Below are 13,262 nucleotides of genomic sequence, written 5' to 3' on the forward strand. Positions count from 1 at the left end.
TCAATCAGAACGTATCGTTTTTCTTATTTAGCGGCAATTTGGCCGCTAAATGCCAAAATTCCGGGAAGTTTATATCTAACTTTCCCAAACTTACGTTATCATCCGGGCCCAATGTTGTTTGGGGCGCTTTAGCCCTGGGTACAACCGGAATGGCTGAATATAGCAAAGATTGGCAGTGCGTCAAACCGGTTTTTCTTAACTACGAGTTTTATATGTCTGAAAGTTCTAAACGCGAGGTCATTTTTGAAGAAGTAAGCCTAGATTATGCGGGTCAACGTCTAGACAACTTCTTAATGTCGCGTATGAAAGGTGTGCCTAAGTCAATGGTGTATCGAGTCATCCGTAAGGGTGAGGTGCGAGTCAACAAAGGCCGCTCTAAGCCTGACTATAAGTTGAAGGCAGGTGATTTGGTCCGAATTCCGCCTGTGCGAGTAAAAGAAGAGAATAAAATTGAAAATGTCCCCGATAAAATGGCCCATGATATTGAATCGGCCATTTTATTTGAAGATGACTATTTAATTGCGGTCAATAAGCCAAGAGGCATGGCTGTGCATGGTGGTAGCGGGATTAGTCTTGGTCTGATTGAGGCGTTGCGTGTAATTCGTCCTGATTCTAGTCGATTAGAATTGGTGCATCGCTTAGATAGAGATACGTCAGGCGTCATTTTGGTTGCTAAAAAACGATCCACTCTGGTTGCTTTGCATACTATGCTGCAAAAAAAGTCAGGAATACAAAAGCGCTATTGGGCACTTGTGTATGGCGGTTGGCCAAAGCATATGGGTGAAGTGACGGCGCCGTTATTAAAAAATGAGCTTCAATCTGGTGAGCGTATTGTGCGAGTGTCGCAACAAGGTAAGCCTTGTCAGACACGTTATTCCTTGGAGCGTCGCTTTGATGGATACACATTGGTAAATGCAGAGCCTGTAACGGGGCGGACGCATCAAATTCGAGTGCATTGTCAGTTTGCGGGCCATTCAATTGTAGGTGACGAAAAATACGCCACTGATGAAGAGTTAAAGCAAGCTAAAATAGCGGGCGGTAAGCGATTATTCTTGCATGCGAAGTCATTACGGTTTATTCATCCGCAAACAAATGAAAAGCTGATGATTGAGGCGCCACTTGATTCGTTATATGAATCATTTTTACAATCGCTAGTACCGATAAATTAATTGACGGTTCCTATGAAGTATCAAGCCATAATTTTTGATTGGGACGGCACTTTAGCGGATTCTGCGAGTCGTATTGTTGAATCCATGCAGTGTGCTGCAAAAGATTTTGATCTGCCATTTCGAAGTGAGTATGACGTAAAGCAAATTATTGGTTTGGGTTTACCTGAGGCAATTGTTAGTTTGTGGCCAAAACTTGAGTATGATCGTACCGTTGTTAAAGGTGTGGCAAAACAATATAGCGTTCATTATCAAAATGAGCAGCGCTCTGATGTGGTTTTGTTTGATCATGCGTTAGAATTACTTGATTTGATTGCATCGCTTGGCTTAAAAATAGCGGTAGCTACGGGTAAAAGTCGTGCGGGATTGGATCGAGTGTTGAATCAGTTTCAGCTTATGGATGCGTTTGATGATACTCGCTGTGCTGATGAAACTCGTTCAAAACCTCATCCGTTAATGTTGCATGAGTTATCACAGTCATTAGGCGTAGATAATGAAAAAATGTTGATGATCGGTGATACTCAATTCGATTTAGATATGGCGCATAATGCGGGTATGGATTCAATTGCAATTACCCATGGCGCGCATTCAGTTGAAAAACTAAAACAAAGCTCACCCATGTTAGTGGTGGATGATTTAAAGCAATTTGCTCATTGGTTGAGTCATCAATCTGAGCTTGCCGTTTAAAATATAGAAAGAGTAGGGATAGAACATGTATCAAGATCCAGTTGATCGCCCACAATCTGAAAAAGAGTGGAAGCTCATAGAAAAGGTTGTCGGTAGTGTAAATGTCGAGCAACGCCGTGCTCGACGTTGGGGTATCTTTTTTAAGTTAATGACTTTTGCCTATTTATTTGTTGTGTTGGCGATTTTTGCGCCAAGCAGTATTGATACAAAAGATTTAGGCATTGATGGCGAGTTTACAGCCATGGTTGAAGTAAAAGGTGTCATCGCTGACGGTGAAGAAGCATCGGCTGATTTTATTGTTACCGGTTTGCGTAATGCATTTGAGGCTGAGGGTGTTAAGGCGGTTATTTTACGAATTAATAGTCCAGGTGGCTCACCTGTTCAGTCTGGTTATGTTTACGATGAAATTATGCGTTTACGGGGCTTAAATCCCGATATACCAGTATATGCGGTGATTTCTGATCTAGGTGCTTCTGGTGCGTATTATATCGCTGCTGCTGCTAATGAGATTTACGCAGATAAAGCCAGTTTGGTGGGCTCTATTGGTGTCGTTGGATCAGGTTTTGGATTCGTAGGCACCATGGAAAAGCTTGGTGTTGAGCGTCGACAATTTACAGCTGGCGAGCACAAGGGCTTTCTTGATCCGTTTACGCCACTAAATAAAGAAGAGAAGACGTTCTGGGAAGGCGTTTTAGCCACTACCCATAAACAATTTATTGAACAAGTAAGAAAAGGTCGAGGTGACAGGCTATCTGAAGATGCTAAGCTTTTCAGTGGTCTAGTTTGGACAGGCGAGCAGGCGCTATCATTGGGGTTGATAGATGGTTTGGGTAGCTCAAGCTATGTCGCTCGTGAGTTGGTTGGTGCTGAACAAATAGTTGATTTTACGCCGCAGCCAACACCGTTTGAATCCTTGGTTGGGCGCCTTGGTGCGTCCATGGGCAAAAGCCTAGCAATGGCATTTGGGGTCTCAGACTCCCCGATTAGCTTGAAATAGGCGTTTGTGCTTGATTTTACTTGAAAAAACGTCAAATAGTTTTGACATCACCTAACCCCATGAGTACCATTGCGCGCACTATGAACCAAGGTTTATTTCCAGTACGAGTCGATCCGATTAAAAGCGTGGAACAAGAAGCTGAATTCAGCGGTTCCATTCAAGTCTCCAAGTTAGAACGGTTGCAAAACTTTCTACAGGATGACAGCGGTGAATCTCAAGTTGAAATCCAATTTGGTCATGACCAACAAGGTAACCCCTTGTTACGTGGCCAGTGTCAAGCGCAAGTACGCATGACATGTCAGCGCTGTATGAACCCGGTTGATGTGGAGTTATCCACAAACTTTGAGCTCGGTATCGTGTTTAGCGATGAGCAGGCAAAACATTTACCAAAGCAATACGAACCTGTTATTGCCCAGAGAGATGATTTAGAACTGCTGCCCGTGATCGAAGATGAGTTAATTCTCAGCCTGCCGATGTATGCTTATCATGCCGAGTGTGATGATAATGAATTAGTCGCAAAAGCTGAAGAAATGAAGCCAGTGCCGGTTGAAACAGAAGCGCCGAATAATCCGTTCAGCGTACTTGAGCAATTAAAGAAATAGTAGGAGAGCCTAATGGCTGTTCAAAAGAGCAAAAAATCTCGTTCACGTCGCGGTATGCGTCGTTCTCACGATGCACTAACTACTCGTGCATTGTCTATCGATCCAACTTCTGGTGAGACTCACATCCGTCACCATGTGACTGCTGATGGTTTCTACCGTGGTCGTAAAGTTATTGAAGTACAAGAAAGCTAATTATGGTCACCATTGCAATTGACGCAATGGGCGGGGACCACGGTCCCCGCGTGACTGTTCCCGCTGCGCTATCCTCTCTTGAAAAAAATCCTGATCTAACCATTCTATTATTTGGCAATCGCGCTAAGTTAGACCCTTATTTACACCAATCAACTGCTAGCTCTCGTCTTAAGGTCATTCACACCGATGAAGTAGTAAGTTCTGGTGAGCGCTCGTCTGCTGCACTTCGTAAAAAGCAATCTTCCATGCGCCTAGCCATTGATGCGGTTAATAATGCGGAAGCCGATGCTGTTGTTAGTGCTGGTAATACTGGGGCGTTGGTTGTGATCTCGCGCTACGTACTGAAAACCATGCTCGGTATTGATCGTCCTGCTTTAATCGCGCGTTTACCCCATATTAGTGGCTCAAGCTATATGCTGGACTTAGGTGCAAATGTTGAGTGTGACTCTGAAAATTTGCATCAATTTGCATTGATGGGAAGTGCATACGCTTCGTCACTTAGCGCAATTAAATCACCAAAAGTGGCTTTGCTTAATATCGGCAGCGAAGAAATTAAGGGTAATGAGGATATTCGTTTGGCAAATACTATGCTGAAAGAATCTGAATGTATCAATTATGTCGGTTACATCGAAGGCGATGACTTATATAAAGGTATTGCCGATGTTGTGGTGACCAATGGTTTTGCAGGCAATATTGCACTAAAAACCAGTGAGGGTTTGCTCAGTTTTGTGGTGCAGGTTATTCGTGATGCCTTTCAAAAGAATCTATTCACCCGATTGGTTGGTTTTATTGCGTTGCCAATTTTAGACAGTTTGCGCTCAGCCTTTGAGCCTGACCTGAAAAGTGGTGGCGTATTATTGGGTGTTCAGGGCATTGTCGTGAAAAGTCATGGTAAATCCCATCAATCTGCGTTCACTAATGCCATAGATGGTGCCTACCTGTTGGCAAAAAACAAATTGTTACAACAAATAGCTGAAATGCTAGATAGTGAAATGCTATAAACAAGTTACACATTTATTAAAACATCTTGTCTATTCAAAAAATAAGCCTTTCAGGATTTATCTATGTACAAAAATGCCGTTGTTTTCCCAGGTCAAGGTTCTCAATCTGTAGGAATGCTGTCTGACGTCATTACTGAATTTCCAGTAGCAAAAGAAACACTGCAACAAGCAGATGCAGTTTTGGGTTTTAAGTTAAGCGATATAATTTTAAACGGACCTGCGGATGACCTAAATAGCACCAACAATACTCAGCCAGCACTGGTTGCGGTCGAAGTGGCCTTGTGGCGAGCCCTTGGCGATAAAATAAAGCCGGACGTGATGGCAGGGCACAGCTTGGGTGAGTACTCCGCTTTAGTGTGTTCAGGTTCGCTTGCGTTTGAGGATGCACTTTTACTGGTACGTCGTCGTGGAGAGTTAATGCGTGAATCTGTTCCTAATGGTGTTGGTGCTATGGCGGCAATATTAGGCATGAAAGATGCCGAAGTCGAAGCAATATGCAAACACTGCGAACACGGTCAGGTGGTTCAAGCGGCGAACTATAACAGCCCTGGGCAAGTGGTTATTGCAGGGAATAAAGAAGCGGTTGAGCGAGCGGTCGCTCAATGCAAAGAGGCAGGTGCTAAGCGCGCTATTATGCTACCCGTAAGTGGGCCGTTTCACAGTGCGCTAATGCTGCCTGCGGCGGCTGATTTTGCTGGGTATTTATCGGGATTTAATTTAAACAACCCAAGCATTCCTGTGCTTCAAAATGCCAGCAATAAATTTGAGCAAGATGCACAAGTTATACGTGAAAACTTGGTAAAACAAATTGCAAGCCCTGTTCGTTGGACGCAATTGGTTGAGCTGTTAGCTGACAGCGGTGTAGAAAATCTGTTAGAAATAGGGCCTGGTAAAGTTCTAACCGGACTTAATAAACGAATTGCGAAACAGCTAAATAGCCAATCGATTAACTCGGTTGAATTGCTAAACGCTTTGTAAGGAAAAAATATGCAGCAAGCGATTGCCGTTGTAACAGGTGCAAGCCGTGGTATAGGTAAAGCCATTGCTCAATCACTTATTGAAGCCAATTATTTTGTAGTAGCCAGTGCGACCAGTGAGGCAGGTGTTGCCTCAATTAAAGAATATCTAGGTGAAAGCGGTACTGCGTTTACTCTCAATTTATCGAATAAAGATAGCTGCGCTGAATTTGTAAAAAGCGTGACGCAGTTAGGTGCGGTATCTGTACTAGTGAACAATGCTGGCGTAACAAAAGACACATTAATGTTGCGTATGAAAGATGAAGACTGGGATAGCGTGATCGAAACAAACCTAAGCGGAGCGTTTCGTTTAACCAAAGGTTTGCTTAAAGGCATGATGAAGCAGCGCTGGGGTCGTATTATTAATATTAGTTCCGTTGTAGGCGCTATGGGGAATCCTGGTCAGGCAAACTATTGTGCCTCGAAAGCGGGTATTGAAGGGTTTACGCGCTCTTTAGCCTATGAAATAGGCAGTCGGGGTATTACAGTGAATGCAGTGGCGCCTGGCTTTATTGCAACGGATATGACGGATGAGCTAACGGATGAGCAGAAGCAGGCCATGATAGCGAACATTCCGGTAGGCCGTTATGGCGAGCCACAAGAAATAGCGAAAGCGGTTTCTTTTCTGGCTTCGGATCAGGCTGCGTACATCACGGGCCAAGTATTAAATGTGAATGGTGGCCTAAATATGGGCTAATTTAGCCATTAATGGCTAAATTAGCTCGCAATTTCTGATAAATGACTTAATAATCAAGCGGTTAATGTCTATTTGTGGTCATATAGGGGAAACAGACAGTCTCTCTATATGGCGGAAAACATAGGTTTACCCCTGATCAAAGAGAGGTATAATATCGCCCTTTATTGATCGGGACTTGTAGGGCATACAGGCTCTATATAATAAACAGGATAAATTATGAGCAGCATTGAAGATCGTGTAAAAAAAGTAGTTTGTGAACAACTAGGTGTTAAAGAAGACGAAGCAAAAGGTACATCTCGCTTTGTAGAAGACTTAGGCGCAGACTCCTTAGACACAGTTGAGTTGGTCATGGCATTAGAAGAGGAATTTGAAACTGAAATTCCTGACGAAGATGCTGAAAAACTGACAACGGTTCAAGAATCAATCGACTACATTATTGCTCATAGCTAATTTGATGCGCATTGATGTTAAAGCCGCCCCTTACTAGGCGGCTTTTTTGTTTGTATACGTTAAGAAAATAGCAAAAGGAAGGGGATATATGGCTAAGCGTCGCGTAGTTGTAACCGGTTTTGGGGCTGTTACCCCTATTGCCAATGATGCCCAGTCCACTTGGCAAGGTTTAGTGAATGGCCAAAGCGGTATCGAAACCATTACCCATTTTGACCCTAGTAACCTTGCTACTCAATTTGCAGGCACCATCAAAGATTTCTCACTTGGTGATGTGATTAGCGCTAAAGATGCTAAAAAAATGGATACATTTATTCAGTATGGTTTAGTTGCTTGCGCCGAAGCAGTAAAGCATGCCGGTTTATTAGACGCTGGTTACGATTCAGATCGTATCGGTTGTGCGCTGGGTTCCGGTATTGGTGGCCTTGGTACGATTGAACACAACCACTCTCAATTATTAAATTCAGGCCCACGTCGTGTTAGCCCGTTTTATATACCGGCTTCAATCATTAATATGCTCTCTGGTCACTTGGCCATGCTTTATAATTTTACGGGCCCTAACTTTGCGATTTCGACAGCGTGTACAACAGGCACTCATAATATTGGCTATGCGGCGCGTACGATTGCCTATGGTGATGCTGATGTCATGATTGCTGGCGGAGCAGAAGCCGCTTGTACACCAAGTGGTATGGCGGGTTTTTGTGCCGCCCGTGCTATGTCGACTCGTAATGACGACCCAAAAGCCGCTTCTAGGCCTTGGGATAAAGAGCGAGACGGTTTTGTATTAGGTGATGGTGCAGGTGCTTTGGTACTTGAAGAGTACGAGGCGGCTAAAAAACGTGGCGCTATCATATTGGCAGAAGTGACAGGCTTTGGCATGAGCGACGATGCATTTCATATGACTAGCCCGCCAGACGATGGCTCAGGTGCGGCAAAAGCTATGGCTAATGCGCTAAATGATGCTGGCTTAGCAGGCGCTGATATTCAATATGTAAACGCCCATGGCACCTCTACGCCAGCAGGTGATGTGGCCGAAAGTCGTGCAATAGAAAATACCATTGGTAAGCATGTATTAGTGTCATCAACAAAGTCTATGACGGGGCATTTATTAGGTGCAGCGGGTGCAATTGAAGCCATTTTTGCGATTCAGGCGCTGATGAATAATAAGGTGCCGCCGACCATCAACCTTGATAATGTAGAAGATGATTGCAACTTAGATTATGTGGCAAATACTGCAAGAGATGTAGAATTAACTCACGTGTTAAGTAACTCATTTGGTTTTGGTGGGACCAACGGCTCGCTTATTTTTAGTAAGTTGCAGGACTAAATTGCATGTGGGTAATTGATGATCAGCAATATTTAGGGCAGCTTGACGGTTGGAGTCGAGCGGCACAATTTGCAGATGGTTTATTTGAAACCATGGTGATCAAACAAGGGAATATTCAAGCGTTTGATCGCCATGTAAATCGTATGCTAAGCGGTTGCAAGCGTTTAAACATTAAACCGCTTAATCACAATTTAGCGGAGTTGTTTATAGCTTATGGGCATAAGTTTGTTGAGTTATCAGGCTTAGAGTCAGGTGTATTAAAAGTGATGATAAGTCGTGGTAATAGTCAGCGGGGTTATGGCTATGATGATAATATTACGCCATGTGTCACTGCATTTTATAATTCGTTACCGCAATATGATAATGAAGTTTATGACCGTGGTGTATCATTAAAACAATTGACAACTCAGTGTGCAATTCAACCGCAACTAGCCGGTATTAAGCATTTAAATCGCTTAGAAAATGTATTGGCTAAAAAAGAATTAGCGGGCCATGCATTTGAAGGTTTAATGTTTAATCATTTAGGTTTTGCTATTGAAGGCACGGCTTGCAATGTTTTTTTTGAAAAAAATAATACACTACAGACACCACAGTTGAACTTATCCGGTGTGGCGGGTGTTATGCGTGAATGTGTATTGGCTTATGCAAATAGACAAAATATAAATATAGAAATTAATGATTTGGCTCAACCGCAGCTTGATCAATTTGAACATGGTTTTATCTGCAATAGCGTTATGGGTATTGTGCCTATTGCAAGTCTTGATGATCGTAAATTTAAAATAGGTCCTCTGACAAAAACGATGCAAACAGCTTGGAAAAATGGAGTTATATATGCGTAAGCGCTTTGGTTTATTGATGTTAATGCTGCTTATTTGGTTTATAGCATTAATGGTTTATAGCGTTTATCAATTAAAGCAGCCATTGCAAATAGATGAACCGAAAGTGGTTAGCCTTGATAAGGGCCGTCCGCTGTCTAGTTTTTTTGTGACGCTTGAAAGAGAAGAATGGCTAGGTGATAGCCGTTGGATCATGCTTATTGCAAAATTAACAGGCAAGGCGCGTTTAGCAAAAGCAGGGGAGTATAAGTTAACGTCAGAGATGGATAGCCTTGATATTCTCGATTTATTGGTATCGGGTAAAACGGTTTCTTATAAAATAACGTTAGTTGAAGGGCAAAATATCCGTGAAACACTAGCCCGTTTAGCGGCTCACGAAAAGTTAGTGCAGGATCTTCCATCGGATGTTGATCAATTAATGCCATTTTTGGGATTAGATGGGCACCCTGAAGGTCGTTTTTTCCCAGACACGTATTTGTTTCACACTAATACCCGCGCCTCAGAAATTTTAGTGCGTGCACAAATTCGCTTAGAAACCGTTTTGGCTGACGAGTGGCGCAATCGAGAAGACGGGCTGCCTTATAAAACCCCTTACGATGCGTTAATAATGGCTTCTATTGTTGAAAAAGAAACCGCAGCACCAGATGAACGAGAACAAATTGCAGGTGTCTTTGTACGTCGCTTAGGAAAACGCATGCGCTTAGAGACGGACCCAACTGTTATTTACGGTTTAGGTGAACGCTATAACGGTAATATTCGTAAAAAACATTTACGCGAGCTTACGCCATACAACACATATCGCATAAAAGGTTTACCACCGACACCAATTTCATTGGTTGGACGTGAAGCAATTTATGCCGCGTTGCACCCCGCAGAAGGTGAAGAGCTTTATTTTGTTGCCAAAGGTAATGGCCGTCATCAGTTTTCTGCAACGTTAGCCGAGCACAACAAAGCCGTGCGTCATTATCAAATTAATAAGCGCAGCGATGAATATCGTTCGACACCATTGGGCAGTAAATAATGATAGGCCGTTTTATCACCATTGAAGGTATTGAAGGGGTGGGTAAAACCACCAATATCGAATTTGTAAAAAGCTGGTTGTCGCAACAAAATATCGAATTTATTACCACACGTGAACCAGGTGGCACAGAGTTAGGTGAGCAACTGCGTGAGCTTTTACTGCATGGCGGTGAGGTGTGCAGTCAAGCTGAATTGCTCATGATGTTTGCATCGCGTGCGCAGCATTTAGAGCAAGTAATTAAACCGGCTATTGCTCAAGGCAAATGGGTTATTTGTGATCGCTTCACTGATTCGACCTATGCTTATCAAGGTGGTGGTCGCGAAATGAAAACAGATGTCATTGCTCAATTAGAAAACCTAGTGCACGGGAATTTTCAACCAAGTTTAACCTTGTTGCTGGATGCGCCTGTTGAAGTGGGTCGCGCCCGAGCCGCAAAGCGCAGTGCAGCGGATCGCATTGAAGCAGAAGACTTATCTTTTTTTAATCGTGTACGTGATATGTTTTTAAAGCGAGCAAAAGACGCGTCGCGTTTTGCCGTTATTGATGCGACGCAGTCACTAGAAGCCGTACAGATGAATATTCAACATCATTTAAATGCATTATTGACTAAGGCCAGCAAATGAAAGTTGCGCAAGCACTGCCATGGACTCAGCCCGTAAGCGATCGCATAGTGCAACAATATGCTGGGCAGCGCTTAGGCCATGCATTGCTATTGGTTGGCCAAGAAGGTGTTGGTAAACGTTTGGTTTTGCGTGAATTGAGTCAGTTTTTATTATGTACCAATCAGCAGCAGGGCCCGTGCGGTGAATGCGGCAGTTGTCATTTATTTAATGCGGGCAGTCATCCTGACCTATTAATGGTTGAGCCAGAAGAGAAAGGCAAACAAATAAAAATCGAACAAGTGCGTAAAGTCACTGAGTTTGTTAATACCACAGCACAGCGCGGTCACAGTAAAGTGGTATTGCTTGGTCCAGCCGAAGCCATGAATATTAATGCATCCAATGCGCTATTAAAAAGCTTAGAAGAGCCCAGTGGCAGTGTCACCTTGCTACTTTATAGTCATCAACCAAGTGGGCTTTTAGCCACTATTAAAAGTCGTTGTCAGCAGTATCCTGTGTATGGCCCAGAATTCACACATGCACTAGCATGGTTAAAGCAAAATACCGAAACGCAATTAAGTGATCAGGCGGCCAACAGTATATTGCGCTTAGCCAGTGGTGCACCGCTTAAAGCGATGGATATGATTGAGCAAGATATCCACGTGCAATACATGCAATTTTGTCAAAATATGATGGACCTACAAAACAGACAGGTACAATGGAATGAGCTTTTAACTAAATGGAAAAACTGGGATATGCAAAACATTCTCCAGTGGTTTTATGGTTTATTATTAGATGCACAAAAACACAAAGCAGGCTTAGCCAGTGATCAGACTTTGGCGCTTCTGGAGCTGTCGGCTCAAAGCCAGCAAGTGGCGCAACGTGCGCAATATGGGCAAATAGAGCAGGCACTGCAAAAGTTCACTGAATCCCAGCATGCTTATCGTGGTCAGGCGAATCCAAATGCGACTATGATGACAGAATCACTGCTCATTGACTGGCTTGCGTTATTGGGGCAATCTGCTCATTAATAGCAGTATTAGAATAATAAAGGTTAAATACTATGGCACCTAAATTAGGTCCCGGTAACGGCATACTTTCTCTTACAATCAAAGACAAAGCCGTCTTGTATGCGGCTTATATGCCGTTTATCAAGCACGGTGGCTTATTTATACCCACCAATAAAAGCTATACGATGGGCGATGAAGTCTTCATGTTATTAAGCCTGATGGACGAGCCAGAAAAAATCCCCGTAGCTGGTAAAGTCATCTGGATCACCCCAAAAGGCGCACAAGGCAATAAAGCGGCGGGGGTGGGCGTGCAGTTTGCTGAGAATAATGCAGCACGCAATAAAATAGAAACGCATCTGGCGGGTGCGCTGAATTCGGATAGGCCTACCCATACGCTTTAGTTATATTTGTATTGAGTGTGTTGCTTGAAAAGCCAGCTGTTGCTGGCTTTTTTTATGTGAAAATCTGCTAGAGCGTGCGTAATGCTGAAAGCAATGAATGGGAGCATTAAATCTTGTTATAGGTTGGGAGTCTTGTGTTGAAAATAAATTGCCAGTAGATCAAAAAATGCCGACAAAACTTTAATTAGTGTTGATGCTGATAGTGAGTTTTTCTCTTTTAATGAGTCTTGATTTCAAGCCTATGATTACCTGCTTAAAAGGGTGTGGTAAATAAATGCTCTGGTGGGTCTATTCAGTCAGTCTCTTTATTGTTGCAAAATAGCAACATTGTCCAAGTAGATTAATCAACTTAGCGGTATGCTCATTGATGCAAAGGTTTATTTCAATGGTTGAGATATGAAAACAGACAATCAGTTTCAGTATTTACGGAGCCCTTATCTTGATCAGGTGACAATGCTACGCGCTGAAATCAATGATTTTAGTTATGATAAACATGCTCATCAAACGTTATCTATTGGCGTGACTCAAAAGGGGTTTCAACACTTTACCAGCGGTGGTGCGGCCCATCGTAGTGAACCGGGCAATATTATGTTGTTCAACCCTGAAGAGGTCCACGACGGTCATGGTGAAAGTGGTAATACCTTACTGTATCAAATGCTATACATTGATCCTGATAAGTTTCACGCCATGTTATACGCTGCGGGTGTTAAAAACAGCGCTCATTTTCGAGTGAATGAAAATGTAATAGGCGATGGGTTATTAGGTGATGCTGTCATGCGGCTTAGTCACCTTATTGCCACTCATAATCAAGATGCATTAATGCAAGATTATTGGCTGTATCAGTTAAGTGCAAGGATAGCTGCTTATGAAGATCAATTTGTCCCCAATCAAAAGGTACGACGGGTCGATGGATTGCTATTAAAGGCGCGTGATTTTATTCAAGATAATGTACATCATGATTTATCCTTAACGGATATTAGTAATATGATTGGGATGTCGAAATATCATTTTTTACGATTATTTCGCTCTCAATTTGGCATGACACCTCATCAGTATATCGTTAATTCTAAGGTGAATGCTGCTCGTTCGAAATTAGAGCAAGGGGCTGCACTTAATGATGTGGTATTTGATTTTGGCTTTTCTGATTTGAGTCATTTCAATCGACGCTTTAAGCCTGTTTATGGTATGACACCAAAACAATATCAGATGTCATTTCTTTCTTAAATTGAGCAATTCTGTTCAAGCCTAATAGTGACTGTTTTC

16 protein-coding genes are annotated in these 13,262 nt (G+C 42.8%); all 16 read left to right on the top strand.

What is annotated here, in order from left to right; genetic code table 11:
• The first annotated feature begins 212 nt into the window (after nucleotides 1–212).
• A complete protein-coding gene (rluC, locus tag ACU6U9_RS15785; RefSeq protein ID WP_446735974.1) occupies nucleotides 213–1,169 on the top strand; it encodes a 23S rRNA pseudouridine(955/2504/2580) synthase RluC in 957 nt (318 codons plus the stop codon).
• Nucleotides 1,170–1,181: 12 nt separating this feature from the next.
• Entirely contained in the window at nucleotides 1,182–1,853 is a 672-nt protein-coding gene (locus ACU6U9_RS15790) for an HAD-IA family hydrolase (protein ID WP_446735975.1), read from the top strand.
• Nucleotides 1,854–1,878: 25 nt separating this feature from the next.
• Entirely contained in the window at nucleotides 1,879–2,850 is a 972-nt protein-coding gene (locus ACU6U9_RS15795) for a S49 family peptidase (RefSeq protein ID WP_446735976.1), read from the top strand.
• A gap of 80 nt (nucleotides 2,851–2,930) precedes the next feature.
• Nucleotides 2,931–3,452: a YceD family protein gene (locus tag ACU6U9_RS15800; protein WP_446735977.1), complete on the top strand. Its 522-nt coding sequence runs from the start codon at nucleotides 2,931–2,933 to the stop codon at nucleotides 3,450–3,452.
• Nucleotides 3,453–3,464: 12 nt separating this feature from the next.
• The gene (gene rpmF / locus ACU6U9_RS15805; protein ID WP_446735978.1) at nucleotides 3,465–3,644 is read left to right on the top strand and encodes a 50S ribosomal protein L32; all 180 of its coding nucleotides are present in this window, start codon (nucleotides 3,465–3,467) and stop codon (nucleotides 3,642–3,644) included.
• A gap of 2 nt (nucleotides 3,645–3,646) precedes the next feature.
• Nucleotides 3,647–4,645 carry a phosphate acyltransferase PlsX gene (plsX, locus tag ACU6U9_RS15810; RefSeq protein WP_446735979.1) on the top strand — a complete coding sequence of 333 codons (999 nt, stop codon included), beginning with the start codon at nucleotides 3,647–3,649 and terminating at the stop codon, nucleotides 4,643–4,645.
• Nucleotides 4,646–4,708: 63 nt separating this feature from the next.
• Nucleotides 4,709–5,623: an ACP S-malonyltransferase gene (fabD, locus tag ACU6U9_RS15815; RefSeq protein WP_446735980.1), complete on the top strand. Its 915-nt coding sequence runs from the start codon at nucleotides 4,709–4,711 to the stop codon at nucleotides 5,621–5,623.
• 9 nt (nucleotides 5,624–5,632) lie between these two features.
• The gene (gene fabG / locus ACU6U9_RS15820) at nucleotides 5,633–6,358 is read left to right on the top strand and encodes a 3-oxoacyl-ACP reductase FabG (RefSeq protein ID WP_446735981.1); all 726 of its coding nucleotides are present in this window, start codon (nucleotides 5,633–5,635) and stop codon (nucleotides 6,356–6,358) included.
• A 216-nt stretch (nucleotides 6,359–6,574) separates the two neighbouring features.
• Complete coding sequence (gene acpP, locus ACU6U9_RS15825) at nucleotides 6,575–6,808, top strand: acyl carrier protein (RefSeq protein ID WP_446735982.1); 234 nt, start codon at nucleotides 6,575–6,577, stop codon at nucleotides 6,806–6,808.
• A gap of 88 nt (nucleotides 6,809–6,896) precedes the next feature.
• Nucleotides 6,897–8,132: a beta-ketoacyl-ACP synthase II gene (fabF, locus tag ACU6U9_RS15830; RefSeq protein WP_446735983.1), complete on the top strand. Its 1,236-nt coding sequence runs from the start codon at nucleotides 6,897–6,899 to the stop codon at nucleotides 8,130–8,132.
• A gap of 5 nt (nucleotides 8,133–8,137) precedes the next feature.
• Nucleotides 8,138–8,971 (top strand): aminodeoxychorismate lyase, encoded by an 834-nt coding sequence (gene pabC, locus ACU6U9_RS15835; protein ID WP_446735984.1) that lies wholly within the window; start codon nucleotides 8,138–8,140, stop codon nucleotides 8,969–8,971.
• Nucleotides 8,964–9,989 (top strand): endolytic transglycosylase MltG, encoded by a 1,026-nt coding sequence (mltG, locus tag ACU6U9_RS15840; protein ID WP_446735985.1) that lies wholly within the window; start codon nucleotides 8,964–8,966, stop codon nucleotides 9,987–9,989. Before pabC ends, mltG begins: the two co-directional genes overlap by 8 nt.
• Nucleotides 9,989–10,612 carry a dTMP kinase gene (tmk, locus tag ACU6U9_RS15845; protein ID WP_446735986.1) on the top strand — a complete coding sequence of 208 codons (624 nt, stop codon included), beginning with the start codon at nucleotides 9,989–9,991 and terminating at the stop codon, nucleotides 10,610–10,612. Before mltG ends, tmk begins: the two co-directional genes overlap by 1 nt.
• A complete protein-coding gene (locus tag ACU6U9_RS15850) occupies nucleotides 10,609–11,619 on the top strand; it encodes a DNA polymerase III subunit delta' (RefSeq protein ID WP_446735987.1) in 1,011 nt (336 codons plus the stop codon). The genes tmk and ACU6U9_RS15850 overlap by 4 nt, the downstream gene beginning before the upstream one ends.
• A gap of 32 nt (nucleotides 11,620–11,651) precedes the next feature.
• On the top strand, nucleotides 11,652–11,999 hold the full coding sequence (locus tag ACU6U9_RS15855; protein WP_446735988.1) for a PilZ domain-containing protein: 348 nt from the start codon (nucleotides 11,652–11,654) through the stop codon (nucleotides 11,997–11,999).
• A gap of 396 nt (nucleotides 12,000–12,395) precedes the next feature.
• The gene (locus tag ACU6U9_RS15860) at nucleotides 12,396–13,223 is read left to right on the top strand and encodes an AraC family transcriptional regulator (RefSeq protein ID WP_446735989.1); all 828 of its coding nucleotides are present in this window, start codon (nucleotides 12,396–12,398) and stop codon (nucleotides 13,221–13,223) included.
• Nucleotides 13,224–13,262: the final 39 nt, after the last annotated feature.

It is taken from the genome of Pseudomonas sp. HK3 (genome assembly GCF_052920985.1).

Coding starts and splice junctions, on each gene's coding strand:
- rluC (WP_446735974.1), top strand. CDS start 213: ATGTCTGAAAGTTCTAAACGCGAGGTCATTTTTGAAGAAGTAAGCCTA.
- ACU6U9_RS15790 (WP_446735975.1), top strand. CDS start 1,182: ATGAAGTATCAAGCCATAATTTTTGATTGGGACGGCACTTTAGCGGAT.
- ACU6U9_RS15795 (WP_446735976.1), top strand. CDS start 1,879: ATGTATCAAGATCCAGTTGATCGCCCACAATCTGAAAAAGAGTGGAAG.
- ACU6U9_RS15800 (WP_446735977.1), top strand. CDS start 2,931: ATGAACCAAGGTTTATTTCCAGTACGAGTCGATCCGATTAAAAGCGTG.
- rpmF (WP_446735978.1), top strand. CDS start 3,465: ATGGCTGTTCAAAAGAGCAAAAAATCTCGTTCACGTCGCGGTATGCGT.
- plsX (WP_446735979.1), top strand. CDS start 3,647: ATGGTCACCATTGCAATTGACGCAATGGGCGGGGACCACGGTCCCCGC.
- fabD (WP_446735980.1), top strand. CDS start 4,709: ATGTACAAAAATGCCGTTGTTTTCCCAGGTCAAGGTTCTCAATCTGTA.
- fabG (WP_446735981.1), top strand. CDS start 5,633: ATGCAGCAAGCGATTGCCGTTGTAACAGGTGCAAGCCGTGGTATAGGT.
- acpP (WP_446735982.1), top strand. CDS start 6,575: ATGAGCAGCATTGAAGATCGTGTAAAAAAAGTAGTTTGTGAACAACTA.
- fabF (WP_446735983.1), top strand. CDS start 6,897: ATGGCTAAGCGTCGCGTAGTTGTAACCGGTTTTGGGGCTGTTACCCCT.
- pabC (WP_446735984.1), top strand. CDS start 8,138: ATGTGGGTAATTGATGATCAGCAATATTTAGGGCAGCTTGACGGTTGG.
- mltG (WP_446735985.1), top strand. CDS start 8,964: ATGCGTAAGCGCTTTGGTTTATTGATGTTAATGCTGCTTATTTGGTTT.
- tmk (WP_446735986.1), top strand. CDS start 9,989: ATGATAGGCCGTTTTATCACCATTGAAGGTATTGAAGGGGTGGGTAAA.
- ACU6U9_RS15850 (WP_446735987.1), top strand. CDS start 10,609: ATGAAAGTTGCGCAAGCACTGCCATGGACTCAGCCCGTAAGCGATCGC.
- ACU6U9_RS15855 (WP_446735988.1), top strand. CDS start 11,652: ATGGCACCTAAATTAGGTCCCGGTAACGGCATACTTTCTCTTACAATC.
- ACU6U9_RS15860 (WP_446735989.1), top strand. CDS start 12,396: ATGAAAACAGACAATCAGTTTCAGTATTTACGGAGCCCTTATCTTGAT.